Genomic DNA, 25423 nt, shown 5'->3' on the forward strand with positions numbered 1-25423 from the left:
GACCACCTAAACCGACTTCTCCACGAGCAGGAGCCCGGCGGAGTTCTGGCTGATTCGGTCGTTGTTGACCATGAGGCTGGCGCCGTAGGCATCGCGGAGCAGGCGCGCGATGCTGTAGGGGCCTTCCGAGCGGTATCCAGCTATCCCGCAGATGGTCATCGCCTCGCTGACGATCTCGACGAGCAGGGTCGAGGCCGAAACTTTGAGGTTGTTGAACTCGACCACCGAGGCAGGCTGGAACAGAACGGATTTCCCTTGCTGCCGCAGAGCGTCCCAGCGGACCAGGGCCCCCTGGACCAGTGCCCTGAGCTGGTGCAGCCGGGGTAGCACCGCAGCCAGCCGCGTCGCGCTGGAGGGGACGGCACCGGCTGGCTTGCTCCTTGCGGCCGCCTGGACGAACCGCCGTGACCGATCCATCGCTGCCTCCGCCAGCCCGAGCCAGGCCGACGCCCACAGGATGTGCGAGACCGGCAGCATCGTCTGTCCACTGATCTGTGCGTACGGAGCGCTGAGGACAGCCTCCCCGTCGCCTTCCGCGTGCAGACGGTAGCCCTTGCTGCATGTCCCCCGGAAACCCAGGGTGTCCCAGGGACCGGTCCGTTCGAGCTTGAGGCCGTCACGATGACACGTCACGACCACCTGGTCGCTCGGCGGGCTGTCCGACGCGCGACGGGCGGTGGCAAGGATGATGTCGGCATGCTCGCCGTAGGAGATGACCGGTGCTTCCTTGGGCGCCGTCACGTTCCACGTGGCAGGAGCTCTTGCGGATGTCGCCACCGACGGCGGCCTCGGTGGTGGCGGAGCCGACCAGTAAGTCGCCGGCGGCTATGTCGGCGAGTGTCCGCCCGACGAACTCGTCCTCGGCCACGTCTACCAGCGACATGACCTGGCTGTGGTGCATCGCGAAGATCAGCGCGCTGGAGCCGCATCGCCGTCCCAGCGCCGTCGTCGCTCGGGCGATCTCCGCCAGACCGACACCGAGTCCGCCGAAGCCTGTGGGAACGAGCGCCGACAGTAGTCGTTCACGCCGCAACGCGTCGAAGGTCTCGCTGGGGAACCGGGCCTCTCTGTCGACGGCGTCGGCGTGGGCTGCCGCTACTTCGTCCGCTGTCCGGGTCACGGCTTCCGTTACATCGATGTGCCGCGCGCTCATGACGCTACGTCCGTGGTCGCTAGGAGGGTGTCGAGCACCCCCACAATCGACCCGATGGTGGCGAACGTCTCGGGGACCAGTACGTGGTCGGAGAATTCGATGGAGCAGATCTCTTCCAGTTGTACGACCAGTTGCACCATGCCAAGCGAATCGAGGCCGAATCCCGCGAGCGGATCATCGGGCCCGATGGCCGTGCTCTCCGTGATATGGGGCAACTGCTTTCTCAACAGGATTTCCGTCGGCGCGGAACCGATCGCCACCTCGGTAGGAGGCCGGTCGGTGCGAATGGCCTTGATCGAAACTCCGGGCGGAGCTCCGGTCGAGCTCCTCTCTGTGATCAAATCATGACCAGCACACGAATAACTCAGCGTTTCTGAGGAGCAGTTGATGGGATTTCGACTCGAAGGGCCATTGCTGGAAGGCTCTGTGGTACGACTGGAGCCGCTCGGCCGGCATCACACGGCGGGCCTCGCCGCGGCTGCGGAGGAGAACAGAGACTCATACACCTTCACGTGGGTGCCCACCGCCTCGGAGGCCGAGCCCTACATCGACGCACAACTTGAGCGGGCGGCGGCGGGACGCCTTGCTCCCTATGCGCAAGTGTCGGTGCGGACGGGGCAGGTCGTCGGAGCCACCGCCTTCTGGGATCCGCGGATGTGGTTCGCAGAGGACCAGCTGTCCGCGGTGGAGGTCGGCTTCACTTGGCTCGCGGGCTCAGCTCAGGGCACGGGCATCAACACCGAGGCCAAAATGCTGCTTTTCCGGCACGCCTTCGAGAACTGGAACGTGTCCCGCGTCGATCTGAAGACGGACGCGCGCAACAGCAGGTCACGTGCCGCGATCGAGGCCGTCGGGGCCCGCTTCGAGGGCGTCCTGCGCAGTTGGTCGCGCTCCTGGGCACCGGGTGAGGACGGTCGGCTGCGCGACTCGGCGATGTTCTCCATCGTGGCGCAGGAATGGCCTGAGTGCCGGGCGCGTCTCAAGTCCCGGCTGGAAAAAATCAAAGAGCGGAGCGGGTCGAGGTCCGCAACCTCCTGAACCCGCAGTGGGTGACCGGGGCTGTCACCAGGGCGCGGCGGCTCCTAACCCCCGCAGGGCGGGACCCCGCGCGGTGCCGCCTGCTCGAAGCTAGACGTCAAGCGACTGCAGAAGCTGGAGAAGACGCACACATGGATGTGATGACGACCCTGCTCACACGCCGCAGCGAGCAACACCTTGCGGAACCCGCCCCGGGCGATGCGGAGTTCACCTACCTGCTCCAAGGCGCGGTCACCTCCCCCGATCACGGCAAGCTACGGCCGTGGCGATGGGTACTGCTGAGGGACGGCGACCGTGAGGTGCTCGGTTCTTGCCTGGCCGCCGAGACCGACGACCTGCCCGCAGAGCGGGTCAAGGCCAAGCTGTTGCGTGCCCCCCTGGTCGCAGCGCTCGTCTTCTCCCCCCGGCAGGGCCACCGGATCCCCGAATGGGAGCAGCTAGCCGCGGCCAGCTGCATGGCGCACGCACTGATGCTGCTGCTGCACAGCCGCGGTTACGGCAGCATCTGGCGCACCGGAAGGCTCGCGCAGAGTACGGCTGCGGCACGACTGCTGGGTCTGGCACCACACGAGCGGCTGCTTGGCTCACTCGACATCGGCACCTCGTTAGGTTCCGCCCGGCCGGCCCGCCGGGCGCTTGAGGACGTAACCGACCGCGTCGCCCGGTTCGAGGCCTGCCGGAAACCGGTGTCCGGGGCGGCCGCCTTGGGCTCATGACGCGATGCCAGTGGTTCTGTCATAGGGCGGAAGGGGGTACCTTCACGGGACAGGCAAACGCGACCCTAAGACCGTGTCCTATGTGGTGAGGCGGAGGAGTCGTTTGTAGCAGCAGAGGGCGGCGGCCAGGCCGAGGAAGGCCAGGTAGTTGCGGGGATTGCGCTCGTAGCGGGGGCTGAGTCGGCGGTAGCCGGACAGCCACGACATCGTGCGCTCGATCACCCATCTGCGACGGCCCAATCGTTCGCTGGACTCGATGCCTTTGCGTGCGATCCGGACTCCAATGCGCTTGCCGCGTAACCATTTTCGCAGGTCTGGGCGGTCATAGGCTTTGTCGGCATGTAGGCGCTGGGGCTTGAAGTACCGGCCGCGGTGAGGGTCGTGTCTCGTTTGGTGACCCTCGATCCTGGGCTTCAGCCCTTCGCTGTCGTGGGTGTTGCCGGCTGAGACACCGACGAGGAGGGGCAGGCCGTTCGCGTCCGACAGAACGTGCATCTTGGAACCCGGCTTGCCCCGGTCCACGGGGCTTGGCCCTGTGTGTTCGCCCCTTTTTTCGCCCTGATGTGGGCGGTGTCGAGGACGACGCGGGTGACGTCGATGAGACCGGCGTCGTCCAACCGGTGCAGGACGGCCTCGTGCAGGCGGCCCCAGACACCTGCTCTGGACCAGATCAGGAAACGGCGGTGGGCGGTCGACTTCGAAATACCGAAGCAGGGCGGCAGAGCCCGCCAGGCGCAGCCACTGACCAGCACGTAGATGATCGCCGCGAACAACGTCTCATCAGGCGTGTCCTGCGTCCCACCGCCCTGCGGCCGAACCCTCGACGGAGGGATCAGCGGCTCCGCGATCTCCCACAGCCCGTCCGGAACAATCCAACTCCACGCACCCCGCCCCATGAACAGACCAACGACCGCCTCACCACATAGGACACGGTCTAAGACCAATGCCGTTGCGTTAGCTCGTGGGCGTACGCTGCTGTGCAGTGTTCCCGGGGGTGGTTCGGGTGTCTGCGGATGTCGGCGAGTTATCAGGTCTGGGGCTGCTGACCTGGGTGTATCCGTCCGGTCTGGTGGATCGTGCAGTTGCCGCGTGCGGTCGTGCGGAGCAGCGCAGACGCCTGCTGCCGGCCCGGCTGATGGTGTACTTCGTGCTCGGGCTGGCCCTGTTCTCGCCGGCGCCGTATCTGGAGGTGATGCGGCATCTGGTCGAGGGCCTGCGGGGCCAGGGCCTGCTGGGCGACTGGCCCGTTCCGGCGAAATCGTCGCTGTTTAGAGCCCGTCAGCGGCTGGGTCCGGAGCCGCTGCGGGTCCTGTTCACCACGACCGCAAAACCGATGGGCACCGAGAGTACTCCGGGGGCGTTCTGGCGGGGGCTGCGGCTGCTGGCAGTGGACGGGACCTGCTGGGACGTTGCCGACAGCCCGGCTAACGAGGCTGCCTTCGGCCGCCCCGGAAACAGCCGCGGCCACGACAAAAGCTCTTTTCCCCAGGTGCGGATGGCCTGCTTGACTGAAGTGGGCACGCACCTGGTGCTGGACGCCGAGCTGGCCGGCTGCCGCACCGGGGAAGTCACCCTGGTGGGCCGCCTGCCCCGCTCCTGCGGGCCGGGACAACTCGTCCTGGCCGACCGTGAGTTCCTCGGCGTGCCGTTGTGGCGGGCCTTCACCGCTGCTGGCGCCGACCTGTTGGGTAGGGTGCCGGTCAACCGGGTCCTGCCCGTTGACCGGATCCTGCGGGACGGATCCTGGCTCTCCCGCATCCACGCTCACACCGATCCAGCGCACAGCGACCCGGTCACGGTGCGGGTGCTGGCCTACCGGCTGAACGGCACCGGCCGCGCAGGCGAGGACTACCGGCTGGTGACCAGCCTGCTCGATGCCCGCCGCCATCCCGCCCGTCAGCTGGCCGCGCTCTACCAGGAGCGCTGGGAGGCGGAAGCCGTTTTCGCCGAGCTCAAGACCCATCAACGCGGAGCCCGCGTGGTGATCAGCAGCAAAACACCCGACGGTGTCCTCCAGCAGATCTGGGCACACCTGCTGGTCCACCACGCTCTGCGCGAGCTTATGGTGAGAACCGCCGCCACCCGGGGGCTCGATCCCGACCAGTCTCCTTCACCGAGACCTTGCGCTCTGCCCGGCGCAGCGTGACCGTCACGCCGGGCAGTTTTTCCCCTGACCTGCTGGTGCGAGCGCTCGTCCTGCTCCAGCACGACCTGCTGGAACGACTCCTGCCGCACAGACGCCTGCGCAGCCAGCCCCGCGTCGTCAAACGCAAGATGTCCAACTACCGGCTCAAACGGGCCCAACACCACACCTGGCCCCAGCCCACCCGCACCGGCACCCGAGCAGACAGCATCAAACGACCCCAACCCACCAACCCGTAAAGCAACGGCATTGGGCCTAGGAGTTGTCTTCAAATGTCACGCCCACATCAGGAGCGATGCGAGGGTGACGGCTGCCTGGTAGGACTCGGCGGTCTTGTCGTAGCGGGTCGCGATGCCGCGCCACTGCTTCAGGCGATTGAAGCAGCGTTCCACCACGTTGCGACGCTTGTAGAGCTGTTTGTCGAAGGCCGGTGGGCGCCCGCCTCGGCTGCCGCGGCGGCCCCGGTTGCGGACCTGGTCGGCCCGCTCGGGGATGGTGTGGCCGATGCCGTGCCGGCGCAGCCAGGTGCGGATGGCCCGGGAGCTGTAGCCCTTGTCGCCCAGCACGTGGGCGGGCCGTGTGCGGGGCCGTCCTGGGCCGATGCGGGGCACTCGTATCGCCTCCATCACGGCGGTGAACTGGGTGCAGTCGTTGGTGTTGCCGCCCGTGAGGGTGAAGGCGAGCGGGCGGCCGACACTGTCGCAAGCCAGGTGGATTTTGCTGGTCAGGCCACCTCGGGAGCGTCCGAGGCCGGGGCTGCGGGCCCCCCTTTTCGGGCCCCGGCGGCGTGCTGGTGGGCGCGGACGATGGTGGAGTCGACCGACACCAGCCAGTCGATGTCCCCAGCCGCGTCGGCGTGCGCCTGGGCGGCCCGGAGCATGCGCTCGAAGGTGCCGTCCAGCGCCCACCGCCGAAAGCGGGTGTGCAACGTGGCCCACGGGCCGTACCGCTCCGGTACGTCCCGCCAGGCAGTCCCGGTGCGAAACTTCCACACGATCCCGTTGAGCACCTTGCGGTCGTCCAGCCGCTTCCGGCCATGCCGTGACACCGGCAGCAGCGGTCCGACGAACTCCCACTCGGCATCGGACAGTTCATGGCGACGTATCACCCGACCATGATCCACCACTCAAGATCTTTTGAAGACACGGCCTAGGCCGACGGCGCCGGCGCACTGCCTTCCGGGGTGCTGACTCCGGTGCGGAACACGCTGCTGGGCAAACGGCTGCCGGCCGCCGACCTCCCGCTGTCGGCCACATCCGACCGCAAGAAGAAGCGCTACCGCATCGCCGACCCCTACCTGTGTTTCTGGCTGGCCTTTCTGCAGCGCGGCCTGCCGCTGATCGAACCGCCGTCAGTGCCCGAGGGGATGACGGAGCTGTGAGATGCACTTGGGGTGTGCTCACCAACTCGCGCCTTCAGCAGGTGTGTTGCCCTCGGATGCCGTAGCGACCGCAGGGATATACTCATGCCGCCATTCCAATGGGCTGAGGAAGAGCGGGGGCTGCGGTGAGCGGGCGGAGCCATCTGGTCGAGGTCGAGCTGGACAGCGGTGAGGTCGTGCTGGCCGAGGTCTTGTCGGCAGGGGGTTCCGATGTCGCCGACAGCGGACGCCTGCGGCTGTCGCAGGCCCGCCAGGCGCTGAGCGAGGTCGGCCGGTGGGCACTGGAGAGCGTCCGCGAGTCGCTGCCCGAACCGCCCGACCGGATCGACGTCGAATTCGGGGTCAAGTTGGCGGTGAAGACGGGAAAGCTGGTCGCGGTCATCGCTGAGACCGGCGGCGAGGCCAGCGTCACTGTCCGGATGGGCTGGGACCGGGCCACCGAGGGCGGCTCCCGGACGGGAAACTGAGCCCGCCATGGAGCTGGACCGCCGTCTGATCGAACTCGCGGACAGGCACGCCGTGGCGATACACGTCAACGGAGAGTTCAAGGGCAGCGGATTCGTCCTCTCCCCGAAACGGGTCGTCACCTGCGCCCACGTCGTCGAGGATGCCGCGGACGAGGTGCTGGTTCGGACGCCCGGCTCCGCTGACCGCACCGGCACCGTGATCGCCCGCCACCCGCCCCGGCGCGGCGGCGACGGGTACTACGACAGCCCGGACATCGCCCTGATACGTCTGCACAAGCGACTGAACCGGCGAGGGGTGTGGCTCGCCGAGGAGCCGCCGCAGGCCGCCACGGTCGTTCTGGCCCGCGGGTTCAGCCGATTCACCGCCGACCCGGACGTCCAGCGGGACTCGCTGTCGATGACCGTCGTTGGCCCGGCCGGCTCCCTGCTGCGGGTCAAGGACGACCGGGTCGAGGCGGGCCTCAGCGGCGCTCTGGTGCTGGACACCACGACCGGCAGGGTGTGCGGCATGGTCAAGGCGTCGCGCGAACGCCGGGAGGTTCAAGGAGGCTGGATCGTCCCGGCCCACGTCATCACCGAGCATGCGGCAGCCGCTGCGGGAGGGGACCGGCACCGGCCGGGCACCGCCTGGTTCGATCTGGCCTCGCGCAGAGCCGAGTTGCATGCCCGGTTGTTCGGCGCGGACCGGCACCCGGCGCGCGTCGCGGCTTCCCGGCGGGACCGGCCACCGTCCTGGTGGCTGCAGACCCGCAACGAGGTGGTGCCCTTCATCGCCCGGACCGAACTGGACCACCTCCTCGACTGGTGCCTGCGGCCGGACGGCAAGGGCATGCGTCTGGTCACCGCGCCGGGCGGCTCGGGCAAGACCCGCCTCGCGATGCGGCTGTGCCAGGTGCTCCGCGAGCAGGGCTGGATTGCTGGTTTTCTGCCGGGCGACTCGCACGAGACCGGTCCACGGATAGCGGAGGCGGTGGACGCCGGGTACCGGGTGATGGTGGTGGTCGACTACGCCGAAACGCGCAACGACCTCAATACGTCGCTGCTGACCGCCCTGGAGCAGGAAGAGCCCGGCAGGGTGCGCGTTGTGCTGCTCGCCCGGTCGGACGGCCCGTGGTGGACCAGCCTGAAAGACGGGGACGTCGTGGACCGCGACCCGGTCCGCCTGTCCCCGCTCGGCGAGCGCACCGGACCCGGCCCGGTGCTGTCCGCCGCGTGGCAGGCGTTCCACGCCGCCATCATCGGCGGGCCCGCCCCGACTCCTCCGGCCGGGCCAGGAGCCGACGGCCCCGACGACCCCGACGACGTACTGAGCCTTCACGCACTGGCCCTGGACGAGGTACTGGCGCGCCGTGACAGAGTCCGCGTCGGGGCGGGGGATCCGCTGGGGCGCGTGCTCAGCCGTGAGCAGCGGTACTGGACCGACGTGGCGCGGGCGCAGGAGCACCAGCCGCCCCTGCCCACGCAAGACGCGTCGGTCAGGCGCGTCCTTCTGCTGCCCGCGTTGTTCTCCGCCGTCTCCGCCCAGCAGGCCGAGGCGGCCCTCCGCCGTCTGGAGACGCTGCCGGAGAATGCCCTGGCGAGTGCCGCCGAACTGCTGCACCGGCTCTACCCACGCCCCGGCCTGTACTGGGCACCCCTGCAACCCGACCGGATCGCCGAGCTGCTGCTGTCCCAGGTACTCGACGACGCCGGAAGCGCCGAGGCGTCCGTCAGCCTGCTGACCTCCGTACTCGCCGACTGCACATTCGAACAGGCCGAGCAGGCCATGACGGTCCTCGACCGCACCCGTGTCGCCCTGCACGGTCGGGGCTCCCACGAGTCGGCCAACTGGCTGATGGAGACAATAGGCACCCTGATTCGCAACCGTCCCCTGGACTTCCTCCCGCCCGCCGCCGGTGTACTGCGTCCGGAAACCGCCGGATGGGACGTGTTCCAGGAGGTACTGAAGAACGCCGACTATGTCGATGTGCTGCTGCCCCTCCACCAGAGGGTGGCGCGCACGATGCGGAACTCGGAGGTGCTCCAGGAAATCCTCGGGGCGCTGGAGCTGCGCGGCGAACGCTCTTTCTCCTCTCGGATCTGGTCCCCGAAGGGCAGGGAGACGGCCGCGCAGATGCTCCAGGCGGTGCGTGACATCGGAGACCTTTATGAGGCCCGCGGTGAGCCGGACCATGCTTGGTGGCACGCCCGCACAGCCGTGGTCTTCGCAGCGAAGCTCGCCCGAGCCGATCCCGACACGTACGGGTCCGTCCATGCCGACTGCCTCGACGTTCTCGGCTACCGGCTGGTGGTGCTCGGCTGGCGCCGCCCGGCCCTGCGGGTCGCCCGGCGAGCGGCCAAGGTGCGCAGGACCCTGGCGCGACGCGACCCGGCCCACCGGCCACAGCTCGTCCACGCCTTGACGCGTCTGGGCACCGTATCGGCCACAGCCGGGAAACCGGGTTCCGCGTTGCGCGCGTACGAGGAGGCTGCCGGGGTCGCCCTCGGTCTGGCCCGCGAGGACGAGCACGGATGGCAGAGACACGCGGGGCTGGTCGCCTTGGCCTACAACAACTACGGTCTGCTGCTGAGCGGAGCCGGCCGGCAGGCGGAAGCGGCAAAAGCGGCGAAGGTTCTGGTGGCCGCCCTCGCCGTAGCCGATTCACAGCCCCTGACGCCTGCCGAACGGGACGGTCTGGAACCGTACCAGCTGACGGTCGACCGCCTCTTGGCGCAGGAATCGGTCACGCACTACGAGTTGATGCCCGTCACTGCCGTCTATCCGGGGGAGACGGACGAAGATCTGCGCTAAGGAGGCAACCGACCGCAAGAGGGTGTTCCGGTGGCGGACGTCACCGGAACACCCTCGGGGCTCCCCATGACGCTCAGCCGGTCCCGGCCGCCGTCGGTGCGTCCCGGTGCCGGCGTCACGCGGGGTAGTGATCGATCCTTCGGCGAGCCGTGATCCGCTCCAGCTCGGACACCCCCGCTCCCTCCTCGCGATCCGATGGTGCTATCCGCATGGCGACGGATCGTAGGCGGACCCTCGCGACGGACGCAGCAGAACCCCAGAAACCGCCCCGACCGCCCGGTCAGACGATCTTCACCGTGGACACCGGCCGCCGACCAGCCCGAGTATTCCGAAGCCCGCGCACACCAGCCCCATGACCTGCAACTTCAGGATGCACACCACTCAATGTGTGGAGCGACCCCGAGGCAGCCCGACGCGTCTTGGTCGAATCCGACGTGCCGACGACGCTGGTTCCCGTCGACCTGACCCACCGGGCCTGGGTGAGTGACGACTGGCTCAAGACGCTCGCCGCTTCCGGCCCCGCCGGGGCTTCCCTGGTCTCCGTCTGCGCCCCGTACCGTGCCCATTACCAGCGGGAACTCGGAGTGGACGGCCTTGTCCTGCATGACGCGGTAGCCGTCGCCGAGGCGATCTGGCCCGGCACACTGAAGTGCCAGCGACTGGCAGTCGATGTGGTGTGCGACTCCACGCCGGCACGCGGCGCAACCCTCCGCTCCGGATACGACAATGCACGGGTCGGACGCGAGATCGACGTGGCACTCGCGCGGACATCGACGCTCTGCGCGACCTCCTGCTCGACAAGCTGAGCAGCCATTCATGATCCACGGCCATCCCGTACACCGAGCCGGTCTTCCAGGGAGGGCGGCCTGACAGCGCCCCCGCACCCGTTGCCGAGCACATCGTCCCAGCCGCTTTCCTCAAGGGATCTGTACAGCCCTCAGCCGCCTCCGCTACGTTGACGATCAGAATCGGGCTCGTCGACGCGTTGGTGGCTGGGTGGCGCGTCCCCTTGACGTGCCCGACGGAGACATCGTGTCCTACCGCTCCCTGCTGCGTGTTGCAGGCGTCGGATTCTTCCCTCTGGGATTCCTGGCCCGCCTGCCGTACGCGACCTCAGCCCTTTCCACACTCATCCTGCTCCAGGCAGCGACCCACAGCTACGCCTTCGCTGGACTCGCCAGCGCGGCCCAGAGCATCGCCATCGCCATAGGCGGCCCCCTGGTCGGAGCCCTCACCGACCGTCACGGCCACCGGACCGTCGGAGTAGCCGCTGCGATCGCCAACTTCGCAGCCTGGGCGGCCCTGCTGGCCGCCAGCCACGGCAGCCGGGCCAGCATGCTCGCCGCGGCCGCCCTGGTGGGCCTGACCCAGCCGCAGGTCGGCCCCCTCGTACGGGTGCGCTGGTCACGACTGGTGCAATCCCGCAACGAACACCACCTGCTGTCCCCGGCCTTGTCCTACGAGGCGTCCGCCGACGAACTGAGCTTCGTCGCCGGCCCCGCGTTCGTCGGGCTGCTCGCCTCCGTCAGCCCCCTCGCGCCCGCGGTCGCGACGATGACTCTGCTCGCAGCAAGCACCCTCCCCTTTGCCCTTATCTACGCCCACCGCACCACGCACCACCAGCCGTCCGGCCGGCAGGAGAGGCCGTACCTGCCCCGCCGCCCCCTGGCCGTCATGTTCCTCGCCATGGTCGCCATGGGGGCGATCTTCGGCGCGGTCCAGACAGCCGTCACCGTCTACGCCAACACGATCGACAAGCCCGGTGCCTCCGGACTCGTCTACGCCGAGTTCGGCATCGGCAGCGCCCTTGCAGGCGCCGCCTGCGCCTGGCTCCCACAGAAGTTCTCGCTGCGCGGCCGCTACGTCTCGTTCGCCGCGATCCTCTTCGCCGGCATGCTGATCCTCTTCATCGGCGCACAACTGGTGTCCCTCCCCGCAGCGGTCGCGGTCGCGAGCTTCACCGTTGCCCCCTACATGATCAGCCTGTACGCACTGACCGAACGCCTCGCCCCCGCCGAACGGGCAGCAGTCGCCATGACCATCCTGTGCGCCGGCGGCCCCCTCGGCACAGCCGCCGGACAGGCCCTCTCCGGCAGCCTCGCAGACACCCACGGCGTCGACGGCGCACTCCTGGTCGCTCTCATCGTCGCAGCGGGAGCACTCCTCCTCGCACTCTCGGCATTCCTGGCCGACCGACAGCGCAACATCTGGATCATCGACACCGCACCCGTGCCGCGTCCGGTGGTCCAGGAGCACTCCGAACATCCGCAGAACATCCACTGAGCATTGACTGAGCGCTCGGTCCGGCGGCTGGTGTGTTTGGTCGCCGGGCCAGGGGCTGCGCCAGTTCGAAGCGGCTTCGCCAGTGAGTCTGTGGGCCATCAGGTCGGTCACCGTTCGGGTCCGGCCTCGGCGCGCCTGCGTAGACAGCGCCCCGGCTGTCCCACAGCATGCCACCGACTACCGCCACCACGAATCGGTGGCTAGGCTGCAACCATGTCTGTCACCACCATGACCCTGCGCATCCCCGAAGAACTCGCACCCTCGATCAAGGCGGCCGCCATGGAAGCCGGCATGAGCGTGAACGCGTACGTGGTGCGCGCCGCCCGCCGCGCCGCCACCCTCGACGCTGCCCGCCAGCTGGCCGCGCTCGGTCTCGGCGACGACCTGGCGGGCGAGGGCGACACTCTGTGAACCGTGGTGAGATCTGGGCACTCCCCGACGGCCGGAACGTCCTGATCATCAGCCTGACCGGCCTGGAAGAGACATACGGCGCCGTCCTCGTGATCGTGCTGCACGAAAGCGGGCGGTTCCCGGACACAGCCATGTCGGTGGTGATCAGGGATCCGCTCCCGTGCACCGCGGTCGCGGTGAACATCGTGCAGCTCAGGGTCAACCGGTTCGAGGGGGCGAAGCTTCTGGGCCCCGTCGGCGCTGAGGCCATGGCCCGGGTGGACCAGGCCCTGCGCGCCGTCCAGGACCTCTAGCCCGACGAAGGCGGCCTCGCGGGCTTCGCCCGCTCCGAGCCGACCATGGTGAGCAGGGGACGGACCGTAGGTTCTCGCTGGCCGGCTCACCCGGGGTCTGCCTCAGCAGCGGGAGTGTGAGCAGGTCCGGGCCCGACAGGCGGCGGTCTATCTCATCGACGCATTGCTGTCGAACGAGTCGGAGGTCAAGCCGGAGGCCGTACACGCCGACACCCAGGGGCAGTCCTTCCCGGTCTTCGGGCTCGCCCACCTGCTCGGCATCGACCTGCTGCCGCGGATCCGGAACTTTCAGGACCTCACCTTCCACCGCCCCGATCCGCGAGCACGCTACCGGCATATCGACGCGCTGTTCTCCGCTGATCCGCGTGCCTGTATCGACTGGCAGCTCATCGAGAACGGCTGGAAGGACCTCATACAGGTCGGCCTGTCGGTACGGGAAGGCACCGTGTCCTCCATCGCCCTTCTGCGGCGCTTGAACAACCACTCCCACAAGAATCAGATCTACAGGGTCTTCCGCGAGGTCGGCCGCGCCGTGCGGACGATCGTTCTGCTCCGTTACCCGTCGGACCCACAGCTGCGGGAGCAGATCACCAGGGCGACGAACAAGGCCGAGGCATACAACGGGTACACGAAGTGGCTGCACTTCGGCGGGGACGGCTACCTGCGCTCCCGTGATCCCGAACTCCAGGAGAAGGCCGTCAAGTTCCTCGACCTGATGGCCAACAGCATCATCTTCTCCACCACCGTCGACATGACCGACACACTGCGCCAGATGGCCACACAGGGCTGGGAGCTGAGCCCCGACGACATCGCCGCGCTCAGCCCGCACCGCAGGGACAACGTGCTGCGCTTCGGCGACTACGACATCGCCACCCTCCACATCCCGCCCGGCCCGTACGACAGCGCGCTTCGCGTTCCTGCCGACGGCTTTTGACAGTCTGCTCAGATCACCGGTTGACTCAACACGCCTGGTGCCGGGCTGCCACCGGTTTCGGCACGGCTGCCTGAACCGGCCACGAGCGAGTCGGCACTATGAAGCCCACGGGGAACGATCTCGATATTCCCATGCTGCTATACCGAACGAATGACACAGTGCCAGGCATGGTGACATCCCCACTTCTGCGACAGCTCGCCCGCACCCGCCGCTTCACCCTGGGCGCACCCGCCCGTTTCACCGTGGCGCCGGACGGTACCTGTGTCCTGTTCCTGCGGAGCCGGGCCGGGGACGATCCGGTCGGGTGCCTGTGGACGCTCGACCTGGCAACCGGCGCGGAGCGACTGCTGGCTGACCCCGCCGGGCTGCTCGGCGACGCGACCGATGAGGTGCCGGAGGAGGAGCGCATCCGGCGCGAGCGCGCCCGGCAGCAGGCCGCTGGGATCACCGACTACGCCACCGACACGGCCGCCCAGGTGGCCGCGTTCGCCCTCTCCGGGCAGCTGTGGGTGGTGGATACCGGCTCCGGCGCTGTGCGGCAACTGCCCGCCCGGCAGCCGGTGGTGGACCCGCGCCCGTCCCCGGACGGCCGGAACATCGCCTACGTCTCCGGCGGCGCGCTCCGGGTGATCGGCGCCGACGGCAGTGGCGACCGATCGGTGGCCGCGCCCGAGCCGGCGGAAAGTCCGGACGTCTTCTTCGGCCTGCCGGAGCATGTGGCGAGCGAGTCGATGGGCCGCTACCGGGCGTACTGGTGGGCACCGGACGGAGAGCGGCTGCTGACCACCCGGGTGGACAACCGGAAGGTCGGGCTGTGGTACATCACCGATCCGGCCGACCCCGCCAAGCCGCCGCGCACCATGCGCTACCCGCAGGTCGGTACTGCCAACGCCGAGGTCACGCTCTGGATCGCCGATCTGGCGGGCAACCGCACCGAGGTCCGCTGGGACCGGGCCGGCTTCGAGTACCTGCCCGCGGCCGGCTGGGACGGGCACGGCCCGTTCGCCGCCGTACTCAGCCGCGACCAGCGCACGCTCCAGGTACTGGCCGTCGACTCGGCAGACGGTACGACCAGCCTTCTGGCCGAGCGGCACGATGAGCGCTGGGTGGAGCTGCTGGTGCCCGGAGTGCCCGCGCGGACAGCTACCGGCCTGCTTGTCGACTACCTCGACCGGGACGAGACCCGGCACCTGAGCATCGACGGCACGCCGGTCACGCCGGACGGCCTGCAGTTGCACGAGGTGCTCGCGGTGGACGGCGAGACGGTGCTTTTCACGGCAGCCGCGGAACCCACCGAGCGCCATGTGTGGAGGTACCGTCCGGGCCAGGGCATACACCGGCTGACCGAGCAGCCGGGGGTGCACTCCGGCGCATTCTGCGGCGGCACGTTTGTACACACCACGCGTACGCTGGAGTTGCCGGGCTCGCACACCGCCGTGCACCGCCTGACCGGGGACGGCCGACCGGAACCGGATGGCCCCGCGCCCGTCGAAATCACTTCGCACGCCCAACGACCGCTGCTGCAACTGCGTGTCGAATCCGCCGCCGTCGGGCCGCGCGAACTGCGCACACACCTCTTCCTGCCGTCCTGGCACAAGGCCGGTGATGCCCAGCTGCCGGTACTGGTCGACCCCTACGGCGGCCCCGCAATGCAGAAGGTGATGGCCGAACAGACCGCTCACACCTTCGTCTCGCAGTGGTTCGCCGAACAGGGCTTCGCGGTGCTGGTGACGGACGGCGCTGGCACGCCCGGACGCGGGCCGCGCTGGGAGAAGGAGATCTTCGGTGACCTGATCGGCCCGACCCTGGACGACCAGGTTGCCGCGCTGCATGCGACCGCCGAACGCCACCCGGAGCTGGATCTCGGCAGGGTCGGCATCCGCGGCTGGTCGTTCAGCGGGATGCTGGCCGCCGCCGCGGTGCTGCGCCGACCCGACACCTTCCATGCCGCAGTGGCCGGCGCCCCGCTCACCGACCAGCATCTCTACGATGCCTGTTGGAAAGAGCGCTTCCTCGGTCTGCCCGACCAATACCCGGAGCACTATGAGCTGTCTTCGCTTCTTGCCGACGCTCCAAAGCTCAGCCGCCCGCTGCTGCTGATGCACGGACTGGCAGACGACAACGTCTTCGTGGCCAGTACGCTGCAGCTCTCCAGCGCTCTGCTGGCCGCGGGGAAGCCGCACGAGGTGCTGCCGCTAAGCGGGATGACACATGCCGCACCGACCAACGACACGTTCACCCGGCTACTGGGGCACCAACTGGAATTTCTCCAGCGGCACCTGGTCGGCCGCCCCGCCACGGTGCCCTGCTAGGGCGCGTATCGAGTCGTGATCAATCTGCGGTATTCGCCTTCGTGGCGGGACCTGGGCCGGCAGACCTTCTTGCGTGACGCGAGTGTAACTGACCAATGAGGAACGGGAGTTCATCGAGCCGTACCTGCCGATTGGCGAGTACGGCCCGTACCCCGAACGTCTGCGGCAGCAGTTCGAGGGGGGTGATGTGGCGGTTCAAGACCGGCGGACAGTGGCGGGAGATGCCGGTCGATGAGGCCGGGGAACCACCCCTCGATCAGCCCGGCCCAGTCGGCCTCGCTCATCGGCGGCCCGCCCGGGATGATCCCTGCCGCCTCCGCCGGCGCCAGGTACTTCCTGACCGTCTTGCGGTCCACCCCCAGCGACGCGGCCAGCGCGCTCTTCGAGCGGCCCGCTTACCAGTGGATGTAAGCCTATGCCTTGTGGTGCGAGACCGTTGCGCGCCGGTCTTCACCAGGGACTCCTCCAACTCGCGTGCGTCATCCTCTGCTTGAGGCGGCTAGGGTCTGTTGCGAAAGTGGATCTTGTCCGTGGATCCGCCGGTGGACGCGGTCGTCCCTTTGTCAAACGGTTGCACGGGTGTGGGCTGGGCCCACGCAGAATCGTCGGATGGATGACTACCAGAATCCGAAGTCGTTGAGGGCGCCGCGCTTACGACCCGGAGATCGGGTGCGGATCGTTGCTCCTGCCTGTCCGCCGAGTCGGGAAGAAGTCGACCGGGGCGTTGACCTGCTCACCTCTTGGGGCCTTCAGGTCGAGCTGGGCGAGCACGTCTTCGACCAGTGGGGTTACATGGCCGGCCGCGACGAGGACCGCGTCTTCGACCTGAACGCGGCGTTCCGCGATCCTGGTGTCCGCGCCGTGATCGCCGCCTTGGGTGGCAAGGGCACTTACCGCATCGTCGACGACCTCGACACCGACGCCCTCAGACGTGACCCGAAGCCAGTCGTCGGTTTCAGCGACATCACACATATCCACCTCGCCCTGTGGTCCCGATGCCACCTGGCCGCACTCCACGGTCCCTTCGCCAAGCGCGACGATACCTACACCGGGCCCGCCTCCGCCGAGTCCCTGCGCCGCGCGCTGATGACCACCGACCCCGTCACCCTCCACCGCGACCCGTCCGAGGCCACCGCGGACGTCACCGTGGAGGGCACAGCGACGGGCTTCCTGATGGGCGGCAACCTCAGCGCGATCCGCACGGAGACCGGAGCCGGCCTGCCCAGCCTGCGGGGGGCGATCCTCTTTCTCGAACACCAGAGAGGAACGGGGCTGGGCGAGGTCGACCGCGCACTGACCCAGCTCATCCGCTCCCGGGCGCTCGACGGCGTGCGCGGCGTCGCCCTCGGCCAGTTCCTCGGCTTCGAGCGCGATGCCGGCGATCCGACGCTGGGCGGATGGGGCATCCGCGACGTGCTGCGCGACCGACTGGCCGCTCTCGGTGTTCCGGTCCTGGGCGGGCTCCCCGCCGGGCACGGCAGCAACCCCCCGACGATCCCCCTTGGTACCCAGGCGACGATCGACACAGCCACGGGAACGCTGACCGTCCTGCCAGCGGTCGTCTAGGGTCTGTCGATCCCCGATGGGTAGACGAGCACGTGAAGCTCCTGATAGATAGGTTGATCTTGGTCGACAACCCATCTACCAGGAGCTTCACCTCTTCCCGGACACCACCTCCACGCCAACTGACGTTCGTTTCAGTCAAGTTGGGCACTGATCAGTTGGTTGTCCTGACAGGAGCACTGCTGCGTCCCTGGTCTCGACCGCTGAGTTCGGTGTCGAGTGTCTCCTGAGCCACGCGCATGACTTCGGCGTACGCGGGGTCCTGTAGCCGCTTCCACATCTCCTCTTCAGAGACGTCCTCGACGCGGCTGATCACCCACCAGATGTTGCCGAACGGGTCCTTGATACGGCCTCCGCGCTGTCCGAAGGCGTCGTAGGCCAAAGGCGTGACGACATGGCTGCCAGCTGCGACGGCTTGTGAAAAGGCTTGGTCGGCGTCGGTGACGAACACGCGCAGCAGGCTTGGCATGGCGGGCCAGTTCGTGTGCCGGTCGAAGGCCAGCACGACGGTATCGCCGACTCGAATCTCGCCGTGACCGATCAAACCGTCCTCGGTGGGCACTCGCGCCAGCTCTTCACCCCCGAACGCCCGGGAGACGAAGTCGAGGAAAGCACCCGTGTCGTCGGTAACGACCCAGGGGGCAACGGTGGTGTAGCCCGCCGGCGCGGAGTTGGTCTGCTCAGACATCACGGCCCTTCCGCCAATGTTGGTTGTCAGCCTCGACGTTAGGCGGGATCCAGGTCAGGTTCTGTCCTATATGGAGGGCCGGGCGCCGGTGCTACCTCACGACCGCTCGGACGTAGACCCGTTCATAGCCCTCAGCCACCGCAACCTGAGGTTGGAACAGGCTCAGTGACATAGCCGAGAGCGCCGGAGGCGTCGACCGCCCACACGCGGCCGCCGTCCAGGTCGACGTCCTGCGGAGCGAGCAGGTGGCCGGCCGGATGGCACCCCGTGCTGGCGTACAGCGAGCTTGGGCTCGGCTCCGGATCGACTGAACCGCCCCGGGTCGGGTGGAGGCTCGATTCCATGTAAGGATTGAGTCATGGCACGACCCTCCCGTTACCCGCTTGAGCTGCGCCGTCGTGCGGTGCGCATGGTCGCCGAAGTGCGCGACGACTACCCGAACGAGACGGCCGCCCTGCAGGCGGTCGCGGACAAGCTCGACATCGGCTCCCGCGAGACGCTGCGGAACTGGGTGAAGCAGCACGAGATCGACGCGGGGCAGCGTCCGGGGACGACGACGGAGGAGTCCGCCCAGCTCAAGGCATTGAAGAAGGAGAACGCCGAGCTGAAGCGGGCGAACGAGATCCTGAAGGCCGCGGCGAGTTTCTTCGCGGCCGAGCTCGACCGGCCACACACGCGCTCGTAGCGTTCATCGACGAGCACCGGGACCGCTTCGGCGGGGTCGAGCCGATCTGCAGGACGCTCACCGCACACGACTGCAAGATCGCCCCTTCCACGTACTACGCCCACAGGAAACGCCTCGACACTCCCTCTGCCCGTTCCGTGCGCGACGAGGAGCTCAAGGAGAGGATCCAGGAGGTCTACACGTCCAACTACCGTGTCTACGGAGCCCGGAAGATCTGGCGCGAGCTGAACCGGCAGGGGCATGCGGTGGCCCGCTGCACCGTCGAGCGCCTGATGCGCGAGCTCGGTATCCAGGGAGCGGTGCGCGGGAAACGCGTCATCACCACGATCCCCGGCGGGCAGGCTGAGCGGGCCCCCGACCTTGTCGACCGCGACTTCGTCGCCAGCGCCCCGAACCGCTGCTGGGTAGCCGACTTCACGCACGTGAAGACCTTCGCCGGCGTCGTCTACGTCGCGTTCGTCGTGGACACCTTCTCGCGCCGGATCGTGGGCTGGTCCGCGGCCACGGTGAAGGAGACGGTGTTCGTGCTGGACGCCCTGGAGATGGCCATCTGGCAGCGCGACCGCGACCAACGCCCCATCCAGCCGGGCGAGTTGATACATCATTCGGACGCCGGGTCGCAGTACACGAGCTACCGCCTCGCCAAGCACCTGGACGCCGCCGGCATCGCGGCGAGCATCGGATCCGTCGGTGACGCGTACGACAACGCCCTGATGGAGTCCACGATCGGCCTGTTCAAAACCGAGCTGATCAAGCCCCAGCGGCCCTGGAAGACGCTCTCCCAGGTCGAGCTCGCCACCGCCGAGTGGATCGACTGGTACAACCACCGCCGACTTCACGGTGAGATAGGGCACATCCCGCCCGTCGAATACGAAGCCAATTACTACACCGAACTCGCGAAACCCCAGGTCATCACCACAATCTGAGATCTCTACCGAACCCGGGGCGGTTCAGAGTCTATTTCCACACGCCCAACTCATCCTGCGCCTTTTTCACCAGGCTCCTCGTAGGCAGGCGGCGACGTCCGCGGACCCCCGACCGAACCTCTTGACGCCGCCATCCAACCGGAACCACCGTCATTCTCGCCTCAACCGACGTCCCGGTCTGGCCCGTCACACGCTGTGCGCCGTTGTGACGGGCCAGACCGGGACGTCGGTTGAGGCAGCGGCCGGGGGTACGCCGAGGACAGGCGCACCGCCAGGCCGGCCAGGGGCGGCCGGCACCCGCTTGCGCGGTCATGGCCCTTCATCGTTCCCGGACGTCCCGTGCGGGTCACACCTGTCCCGTGTCACTGAACCCTGACCGTTTGCCACTGAACTTTGACCACCGGGACAGGCTCCCCATGAAGCGCGCTGGACTGCCAATCAGGGAAGTTTCGCGAGCTGGGCGTTGATCACGTCCATGGGCAGGACTGCCGCCTTGCCGGGGAAGCCTTGGGCCATGAACCAAGCGATGACGGAACCCTTGCGAACCACCAGGAAGTGGAACGGGGCGCGGAGGGTGCCTTCCTGGTCGTCGACCTTCTCCACGATGCGGTACTCGACGGCTTGGTCGCCCAGGTGCGGGTCCGGCAGAACCTGGGGGTGCTCGAAGCCTTCGGTCATGTCGACGGGTCCTGCATACGCCGTGCACTGGGGCAGCGCCGCCTGCAGGTCGGCGAGGACCTTGGGCGCGTCCGCCGGCCGGTACGCGATCAGGGCCACCTCAACGTTGTGACGGCCGCTGAGGAGGTCATCGGCGAGGGCGTACTGGCGGTAGGCACTGCCGTGCTGAGCGTTCTCGTAGACGTGCTGACAGCCCTTTGGTGAGATCCGTGGCAGGTTGCCCGTGGACAGGGTGACCGGTATCTCCGTCCCGTCCGTGGTGCGGCCCGCCATCGTTGAGATCTTGTCGCCCGGGACGTCCTTCTGAGTGAGCACGTAGGAGTCGATCTGCTGCTGGGTCACCAGGTGGGATCTGTTCCCGCTTGCGGACCCGCTCCGGGCCGCGGAGGCGCCGGTGAGGGAGGGCGACACGCCGGGCTTCGTCGTTGCTCCGGCGGAGGCGGATCCCGCGGTCGCGGGACGTCCGGAAGTTCCGCTCACCACCGGCTTCCCCGCGGCGCCGGTGTCGCTCCCGCACCCGGCGGCCGTACCCATCATCGCCACTGCGCAGACCGCCACTGCGGCACGCACCATCCGACCGTCCGACATACCCCGCCCCTGAGTTCCATCCGATGCAGTCGACACCCCACCCCGGCACCTGACCGCAGCAGCCAACATTGCGCCGACGCATGAGCAATTCGTCGATGATCCCATGCGCTACCAGGAAGAACGGAGGCGCCGGGGCCCGCCCCCAGGCAGCCAAACGTCGACGGTCAACTTCGATGCGGGAAAGTACCGGTCGTCGAAGTTCAGTGGCAAACGATCAAGGTTCGGTGTCGCGGGACACGGGCGAGGTGCTTGTGACCTCCACCGATATCTGGCCAGAGGGATCCGGAGGCCCGCTGGTGAGCGGGCGCTGCTCAACGGTGGTTGGCCGCTTTACTCAGAGATGGTTGGCCACTGCGGACTTGGCTTCGCCACGAAGAGGCCGGAGCAGGGGATGCTCCGGCCTCTTCGTCGCCTGTACGGCACAGCCGACGGCTATACCTCGGTGAGTTTGAAGGTGAACTGGTTGCGGCCGTCTCGCGAGTAGTCCAGGTTCTCGGGGACGTTCGAGGCGTCGGCGACGTCGATCGACTTGGTGCTGGAGTTCCAGACGAAGTAGATGGCGCCCACGGCGACGTACACGCCAGAGTGCTCGTCACGGACGTAGATGGCGGTGGTGACCGGCGGGCCGTCCTCGGGCATGACGCCGACGAGCCCGTACTCCGGGTCGCCGGAGCGGACGACGGTGTCTCCGACGTCGTAGGAAGCGACCTTGAGGCTGTACCGCCCGTCTGGGGCGCCGGTGAGGTCCTGGAGCCGGACGGCGATGGGCAGGGTGGTGCTCTCGACGACCTTGAACCTGGTCAGCCCGCCGATGTCAGAGATGTCCGGCTGGTCGAGATCCCATTCCCGGTACTTGCCGCTCTGGTTGTCGTGCTGCCAGGCCAAGACCTTGGCCTTCCGGCCGACCTTGACGGACTTGAACCTGTCGTTGAGCTCACCCGGGTACAGGTTCTCGTCGGTTCCGACCGCGTAGGTGTGGGCGTCGCCCGTGTAGTTGGGCCGGATGTAGAAGGTGACTTCTTGCTCGCTCATGTGCCCCTCTGGTGAGGATTGCGTAATCATGCGGACGACACAGAGTTACCCTCCAGTTACCCTCGGACGCGGTGGGGCCTGGTTGTGAAGGAGCAGTACACCGGGTACAGAACGCGCTGGCATACACCCTCGCTCCGCCCGCCCGTGGCGGCGCCCCCTTCGGCCGGGGAGAGTGCCGAACGGGGCGGAGGCATGGGTGCCGGCTCGTGGCCGCCCGCACCCGACAGTGCACCAGCCGCTGCGGTCCGCCACCAGGCCATACCTCCGTACGTCCTGGCCTCACCCGTTCGGCCTACGCGGGCCCTTCCCCATGTGCGGCCTACCCCCGTTCGGCCGCACGGTGAACATGGTCAGCTTGCCGTCAAGCATCAGCCGTGATCGCCGACTTCCCAGGGAGGCGCCGTGATCGTGATAGCCCTGCTCGGCCCGGTGGTGCCGCTTCTCATGCTGTTCGGGCTACCCGCCCTGGAAGACCGCCTGTTCCCGCCATCACCGCCTCTGCCAAAACAGGTGGACCCGGAACAGGTGGAATGACTGACACTACCGCTCCGGAACAGACACAACTACGGGTCGAGACCTCACCTGCACTGGAGCAGCCTCGGGTGTCGAAGCCCAGGAGGACCGTCATGGGCGCGTTTGCGGCCAAGTAGCACTGTGAGTGGCCAGCTATCGCTGCTGTCCTGTGACAGCGAACTTTGAGCGCGTGCCATCGAAGTTTGAGTGGCCCAGGCCACACAATGAGCCGGGACGCGAGAGTTGGAACCTGGTCACGAGAGTTGGAACCAGTGGCTGCGCCTCGGAGCGAGGCTCATGGGCTGGCTGTGGCGGTGTGTGGATGGGGCGGTGCGGAGGAACGGCGCAGGTCCGCCGTGGCGGCGCCCACCAAGACGACGGCACCCAGGCATAGCAGGCCACCGCTGACCAGGGCCGCCGTTCCCGAGGTGGCGTCTGCGACGAGACCGCCGCGCATGTTGCCGATGTCGGGTCCCGCTTGCCCGACGATTTGTTCAGCAGCGCTGACGCGGCCGAGTAGTTCGTGCGGGGTGTGCATCTGGACGACGGTGCTGCGGGCGACGACTGAGACGGTGTCGGCGGCGCCGACTATGACGAGGAAGGCTAATCCGGCCCAGGGGTTGGGCGACAGTCCGAACAGCGTCAACGATGCACCCCAGGCGGCGGATCCGCCGAGCATGACCAGGCCGGGGCGGGGGAGCCGCGTGAAGGTTCCGGAGAACAGCGACGCTGCAACGCCACCAACCGCGATGGCCGTGAGGAACAGTCCGAGAGTGCGGGGGTTGCCGCCGAATCGTTCGGCGTTGAACAAGGGGAACAGACTGATGGGCATCGACAGCACGGTGGTGGCCAGGTCGGTGAGCAGGGCCCCGCGGATGACGGGAGTGCGCGCCAGGAAGGCCAGGCCGTCCAGCACTCCGCGCAGGCCGGGCCGTGCGGGCTCGTCTTCGGAGGCCATCTGCGGCAAGCCGAACGCACCGTAGAGCGCGGCGATGAAGGTCAGGGCGTCGATCAGGTAGCAGGCGCCGACTCCCAGCCCGCCCACGATCAGTCCGCTCAGTGCGGGACCGAGCAGCATGGCGCCCTGGAAGGCGATGCGTCTTAGCGCCAGACCCGCGGCCAGTTGGTGCTTGGGCAGGAGGTGCGGAATGAAGGTGCGCGAGGCGGGGCCGCTGCCTGCGCCGAAACAGGACTGAAGTGCGACCAGCCCCAGAACGCCGGCCGCAGGAACGTGGCCGAGGAAGCCTTGGAGGGCGAGGAGGAGCGAACACGCGGCTTGTCCGCTGATCGTGAGCAGGTAGAATTTCCGGCGGTCCACTCGGTCGACGAGCGACCCGGCGAACAGCCCGAGCGCGACGAGCGGAACCGCCTGGGCCAGCCCGACGGCACCCGTCCACGTGGGGCTCTCCGTCATCTGCCAGACCTGGAACATCACAGCGACGAGCGTCATCTGGCCGCCGAAACCGGACAGAGTCTGACCGACCCACAACCGCCGGAACGGTGGCGATGACCGTAACGGAGTCACATCGAGCAGCGTGCGTTTCAGCCCCATGCGGGATCCTCCGCCAGCTTCTCGGCGATCCGGTCGTGGAAGTTTTTGCGCTGCAGAGCCCGCTCGATATCGGTGACAACTCGGGAGAGGGGGTAGGGAACCTCGGCTTCCAGGTCAGCGACGGCGGCCTCGGTGGCCCGCCATTCAGCCGCCAGCCGGTCGATGACGTGACGAGCCTTGTCGGTGAGCGTCACCTTCTTGGTGCGTGCGTCGTCGCCCACGACGGTCTGGACCCAGCCGGCCTTGCGCATCGCTGCGACTTTCTGGCTGAGCGCCGAATGCGTGCGCTGAACCGACTCGGCCAGTTCAGCGATGGTCATGGGGCCACAGGCATGGAGCCGGAGCAGTTCCATGACGAAGCTCGGCTTGAGCCCGTCGATCTGCCGCTCGGAGTAGATCTGGGCGATGTCGGCGTCCATGGACGCCTGGAGCAGGCGCAGAGGGCGCCAGAGGCTCTGCCGCGTCGGGTCGAGTGCATGAGGATCGGCCATGAGGCGCATTCTAACAGTGCTTATATAAGTGCTGTTGCTTTTCCTGTGTCAGCGCATGCCGGTGCCGGAATCGATCTTCTCGGCGAGGACGTCGCCGTGGAGGAGGAGTCACGCAGGGCCGCGTAATGGTTCAGGGCGTCCAGGTGTGAGAGATGGAACCAGGTGGTTCGCCCGCCACTTTCGCCAGGAACGGCGAGTCGCGGAGGGCGCGATAGTTGAAACCGGTGCCGCGATCGAAGCGTCCCGGCTCACACATTGAGGGCTGGGAAGCTTGCGTCCACGACGCGGCTCTTGGCGAGATGCCACTCGTGGGCGTAGTAGACGATGGGGGCGAGCCTGAAGCCGATGGTGATGTCGTGGTCGTCGATGAGGCGGACCCAGATCTGCTTGGGGAGGAGACCCTCCTCAAGCATGGGATCGATGAGGCGCCTGTGCCGTTCGACGATCCTGGGCCGGTGGTGAGTGATCTCCTGGGGTGAGGGTTCCGGCATGTTGAGGGCCTTGCGGACCGTGCGCCGAGAGGCTCGGTGGCGTGCTGCCAGCGTGCGGACTGTCAGCCCTCTTCCCTCCGCGTCACGCCGGATTCGAAGGCGCAGCTGCGCCTGGGAGCGTTCCGCTTCGCTTTGGCCTGGTTTTGGCCTGAGGGCTATCAGCTCCGATGAGGCACTGGCCAGGGTGCGCTGAAGTACCTGTTCGGAGATGCCGGATAGCGCAGAGAGTCGGTCAGGCAGTGGGGCCCCGAACCAGTTGGGCGGTCCGCTGAGGATCATGTGCAGGTAGCTGGG

26 protein-coding genes and 3 pseudogenes are annotated in these 25423 nt (G+C 67.9%); 18 read left to right on the forward strand and 11 right to left on the reverse strand.

What is annotated here, in order from left to right; all coding sequences use genetic code 11:
* Positions 1-6: 6 nt before the first annotated feature.
* The 3 genes and pseudogenes from OHB00_RS01465 to OHB00_RS01475 form a co-directional block, all read right to left on the reverse strand.
* On the reverse strand, positions 7-741 hold the full coding sequence (locus OHB00_RS01465; protein ID WP_406430407.1) for an acyl-CoA dehydrogenase family protein: 735 nt from the start codon (positions 739-741) through the stop codon (positions 7-9).
* 85 nt (positions 742-826) lie between these two features.
* A pseudogene (locus tag OHB00_RS01470) lies at positions 827-1153 on the reverse strand (acyl-CoA dehydrogenase family protein); the annotation flags it as partial.
* The gene (locus tag OHB00_RS01475; RefSeq protein ID WP_406430409.1) at positions 1150-1413 is read right to left on the reverse strand and encodes a phosphopantetheine-binding protein; all 264 of its coding nucleotides are present in this window, start codon (positions 1411-1413) and stop codon (positions 1150-1152) included. The pseudogene OHB00_RS01470 and the gene OHB00_RS01475, both read right to left, overlap by 4 nt.
* A 127-nt stretch (positions 1414-1540) precedes the next feature.
* On the opposite strand from OHB00_RS01475, the gene OHB00_RS01480 reads away from it, so the two are divergent.
* The gene (locus OHB00_RS01480; protein WP_406430411.1) at positions 1541-2191 is read left to right on the forward strand and encodes a GNAT family N-acetyltransferase; all 651 of its coding nucleotides are present in this window, start codon (positions 1541-1543) and stop codon (positions 2189-2191) included.
* Between the two features lie 140 nt (positions 2192-2331).
* Positions 2332-2907: a nitroreductase family protein gene (locus OHB00_RS01485; RefSeq protein ID WP_406430413.1), complete on the forward strand. Its 576-nt coding sequence runs from the start codon at positions 2332-2334 to the stop codon at positions 2905-2907.
* Between the two features lie 78 nt (positions 2908-2985).
* Here the strand turns inward: OHB00_RS01485 and OHB00_RS01490 are convergent.
* A protein-coding gene (locus tag OHB00_RS01490; protein ID WP_406430415.1) for an IS5 family transposase occupies positions 2986-3803 on the reverse strand; the annotation gives its coding sequence in 2 pieces (ribosomal slippage) (positions 2986-3455 and positions 3455-3803; 819 coding nt in all).
* 107 nt (positions 3804-3910) lie between these two features.
* Here OHB00_RS01490 and OHB00_RS01495 point away from each other — a divergent pair.
* Positions 3911-5053, forward strand: coding sequence for an IS4 family transposase (locus OHB00_RS01495; RefSeq protein WP_406430417.1), 1143 nt, complete (start codon positions 3911-3913; stop codon positions 5051-5053).
* Positions 5050-5289: a hypothetical protein gene (locus tag OHB00_RS01500; RefSeq protein WP_406430107.1), complete on the forward strand. Its 240-nt coding sequence runs from the start codon at positions 5050-5052 to the stop codon at positions 5287-5289. Before OHB00_RS01495 ends, OHB00_RS01500 begins: the two co-directional genes overlap by 4 nt.
* 36 nt (positions 5290-5325) lie before the next feature.
* On the opposite strand, the pseudogene OHB00_RS01505 reads toward OHB00_RS01500, so the two are convergent.
* A pseudogene (locus OHB00_RS01505) lies at positions 5326-6155 on the reverse strand (IS5 family transposase).
* Positions 6156-6245: 90 nt separating this feature from the next.
* On the opposite strand from OHB00_RS01505, the gene OHB00_RS01510 reads away from it, so the two are divergent.
* The 12 genes and pseudogenes from OHB00_RS01510 (at position 6246) to OHB00_RS01565 (ending at position 17488) form a co-directional block, all read left to right on the forward strand.
* Positions 6246-6431 (forward strand): hypothetical protein, encoded by a 186-nt coding sequence (locus OHB00_RS01510; RefSeq protein WP_406430419.1) that lies wholly within the window; start codon positions 6246-6248, stop codon positions 6429-6431.
* Positions 6432-6556: 125 nt separating this feature from the next.
* Positions 6557-6898, forward strand: coding sequence for a CU044_2847 family protein (locus tag OHB00_RS01515; RefSeq protein ID WP_406430421.1), 342 nt, complete (start codon positions 6557-6559; stop codon positions 6896-6898).
* Positions 6899-6905: 7 nt separating this feature from the next.
* On the forward strand, positions 6906-9689 hold the full coding sequence (locus OHB00_RS01520; RefSeq protein WP_406430423.1) for a trypsin-like peptidase domain-containing protein: 2784 nt from the start codon (positions 6906-6908) through the stop codon (positions 9687-9689).
* A gap of 386 nt (positions 9690-10075) precedes the next feature.
* Entirely contained in the window at positions 10076-10495 is a 420-nt protein-coding gene (locus tag OHB00_RS01525; protein WP_406430425.1) for a nucleoside hydrolase, read from the forward strand.
* 226 nt (positions 10496-10721) lie between these two features.
* Entirely contained in the window at positions 10722-11972 is a 1251-nt protein-coding gene (locus OHB00_RS01530; protein WP_406430427.1) for an MFS transporter, read from the forward strand.
* A gap of 213 nt (positions 11973-12185) precedes the next feature.
* Positions 12186-12383, forward strand: coding sequence for a toxin-antitoxin system HicB family antitoxin (locus tag OHB00_RS01535; RefSeq protein ID WP_406430429.1), 198 nt, complete (start codon positions 12186-12188; stop codon positions 12381-12383).
* A complete protein-coding gene (locus OHB00_RS01540) occupies positions 12380-12676 on the forward strand; it encodes a hypothetical protein (protein ID WP_406430431.1) in 297 nt (98 codons plus the stop codon). The genes OHB00_RS01535 and OHB00_RS01540 overlap by 4 nt, the downstream gene beginning before the upstream one ends.
* Before the next feature lie 97 nt (positions 12677-12773).
* Positions 12774-13610, forward strand: coding sequence for a Tn3 family transposase (locus OHB00_RS01545; protein ID WP_406445565.1), 837 nt, complete (start codon positions 12774-12776; stop codon positions 13608-13610).
* Positions 13611-13777: 167 nt separating this feature from the next.
* A complete protein-coding gene (locus OHB00_RS01550; protein ID WP_406430433.1) occupies positions 13778-15922 on the forward strand; it encodes a DPP IV N-terminal domain-containing protein in 2145 nt (714 codons plus the stop codon).
* 88 nt (positions 15923-16010) lie between these two features.
* A pseudogene (locus OHB00_RS01555) lies at positions 16011-16155 on the forward strand (transposase); the annotation flags it as partial.
* Positions 16154-16333 carry a hypothetical protein gene (locus OHB00_RS01560; RefSeq protein WP_406430435.1) on the forward strand — a complete coding sequence of 60 codons (180 nt, stop codon included), beginning with the start codon at positions 16154-16156 and terminating at the stop codon, positions 16331-16333. The pseudogene OHB00_RS01555 and the gene OHB00_RS01560, both read left to right, overlap by 2 nt.
* A 258-nt stretch (positions 16334-16591) precedes the next feature.
* Positions 16592-17488, forward strand: a complete 897-nt coding sequence (locus OHB00_RS01565) for an LD-carboxypeptidase (protein ID WP_406430437.1) — start codon at positions 16592-16594, stop codon at positions 17486-17488.
* A 151-nt stretch (positions 17489-17639) separates the two neighbouring features.
* On the opposite strand, the gene OHB00_RS01570 is transcribed toward OHB00_RS01565, so the two are convergent.
* The gene (locus OHB00_RS01570; RefSeq protein WP_406430439.1) at positions 17640-18173 is read right to left on the reverse strand and encodes a VOC family protein; all 534 of its coding nucleotides are present in this window, start codon (positions 18171-18173) and stop codon (positions 17640-17642) included.
* Between the two features lie 358 nt (positions 18174-18531).
* Here OHB00_RS01570 and OHB00_RS01575 point away from each other — a divergent pair.
* Positions 18532-19784 (forward strand): IS3 family transposase gene (locus OHB00_RS01575; protein ID WP_406430441.1). Its coding sequence is split into 2 segments (ribosomal slippage): positions 18532-18814 and positions 18814-19784, totalling 1254 coding nucleotides; the frame shifts between segments, so codons are not numbered across the junction.
* A gap of 438 nt (positions 19785-20222) precedes the next feature.
* Here the strand turns inward: OHB00_RS01575 and OHB00_RS01580 are convergent.
* Together OHB00_RS01580 and OHB00_RS01585 are read right to left on the reverse strand one after the other, a co-directional pair.
* A complete protein-coding gene (locus OHB00_RS01580) occupies positions 20223-20804 on the reverse strand; it encodes a hypothetical protein (RefSeq protein WP_406430443.1) in 582 nt (193 codons plus the stop codon).
* 678 nt (positions 20805-21482) lie between these two features.
* Positions 21483-22082 carry a beta/gamma crystallin domain-containing protein gene (locus tag OHB00_RS01585; RefSeq protein ID WP_406430445.1) on the reverse strand — a complete coding sequence of 200 codons (600 nt, stop codon included), beginning with the start codon at positions 22080-22082 and terminating at the stop codon, positions 21483-21485.
* A 402-nt stretch (positions 22083-22484) separates the two neighbouring features.
* On the opposite strand from OHB00_RS01585, the gene OHB00_RS01590 reads away from it, so the two are divergent.
* Positions 22485-22616 (forward strand): hypothetical protein, encoded by a 132-nt coding sequence (locus OHB00_RS01590; RefSeq protein WP_406430447.1) that lies wholly within the window; start codon positions 22485-22487, stop codon positions 22614-22616.
* A gap of 274 nt (positions 22617-22890) precedes the next feature.
* On the opposite strand, the gene OHB00_RS01595 is transcribed toward OHB00_RS01590, so the two are convergent.
* The 3 genes from OHB00_RS01595 to OHB00_RS01605 all read right to left on the reverse strand — a co-directional run bounded on the left by OHB00_RS01595 (position 22891) and on the right by OHB00_RS01605 (position 25129).
* Positions 22891-24147: an MFS transporter gene (locus OHB00_RS01595; protein WP_406430449.1), complete on the reverse strand. Its 1257-nt coding sequence runs from the start codon at positions 24145-24147 to the stop codon at positions 22891-22893.
* A complete protein-coding gene (locus OHB00_RS01600; protein ID WP_360496975.1) occupies positions 24138-24638 on the reverse strand; it encodes a winged helix DNA-binding protein in 501 nt (166 codons plus the stop codon). Before OHB00_RS01600 ends, OHB00_RS01595 begins: the two co-directional genes overlap by 10 nt.
* Before the next feature lie 248 nt (positions 24639-24886).
* Entirely contained in the window at positions 24887-25129 is a 243-nt protein-coding gene (locus OHB00_RS01605; protein WP_406430451.1) for a hypothetical protein, read from the reverse strand.
* Positions 25130-25423: the final 294 nt, after the last annotated feature.

The organism is Streptomyces sp. NBC_00631 (genome assembly GCF_045206895.1).
Lineage (GTDB): Bacteria > Actinomycetota > Actinomycetes > Streptomycetales > Streptomycetaceae > Streptomyces.

Excerpts from the sequence above, each read along its gene's own strand:
- OHB00_RS01480 (WP_406430411.1), top strand. The coding sequence starts at position 1,541 with ATGGGATTTCGACTCGAAGGGCCATTGCTGGAAGGCTCTGTGGTACGA.
- OHB00_RS01485 (WP_406430413.1), top strand. The coding sequence starts at position 2,332 with ATGACGACCCTGCTCACACGCCGCAGCGAGCAACACCTTGCGGAACCC.
- OHB00_RS01520 (WP_406430423.1), top strand. The coding sequence starts at position 6,906 with ATGGAGCTGGACCGCCGTCTGATCGAACTCGCGGACAGGCACGCCGTG.
- OHB00_RS01535 (WP_406430429.1), top strand. The coding sequence starts at position 12,186 with ATGTCTGTCACCACCATGACCCTGCGCATCCCCGAAGAACTCGCACCC.
- OHB00_RS01550 (WP_406430433.1), top strand. The coding sequence starts at position 13,778 with ATGGTGACATCCCCACTTCTGCGACAGCTCGCCCGCACCCGCCGCTTC.
- OHB00_RS01560 (WP_406430435.1), top strand. The coding sequence starts at position 16,154 with ATGAGGCCGGGGAACCACCCCTCGATCAGCCCGGCCCAGTCGGCCTCG.
- OHB00_RS01570 (WP_406430439.1), bottom strand. The coding sequence starts at position 18,173 with ATGTCTGAGCAGACCAACTCCGCGCCGGCGGGCTACACCACCGTTGCC.
- OHB00_RS01585 (WP_406430445.1), bottom strand. The coding sequence starts at position 22,082 with ATGAGCGAGCAAGAAGTCACCTTCTACATCCGGCCCAACTACACGGGC.
- OHB00_RS01595 (WP_406430449.1), bottom strand. The coding sequence starts at position 24,147 with ATGGGGCTGAAACGCACGCTGCTCGATGTGACTCCGTTACGGTCATCG.
- OHB00_RS01600 (WP_360496975.1), bottom strand. The coding sequence starts at position 24,638 with ATGGCCGATCCTCATGCACTCGACCCGACGCGGCAGAGCCTCTGGCGC.
- OHB00_RS01605 (WP_406430451.1), bottom strand. The coding sequence starts at position 25,129 with ATGCCGGAACCCTCACCCCAGGAGATCACTCACCACCGGCCCAGGATC.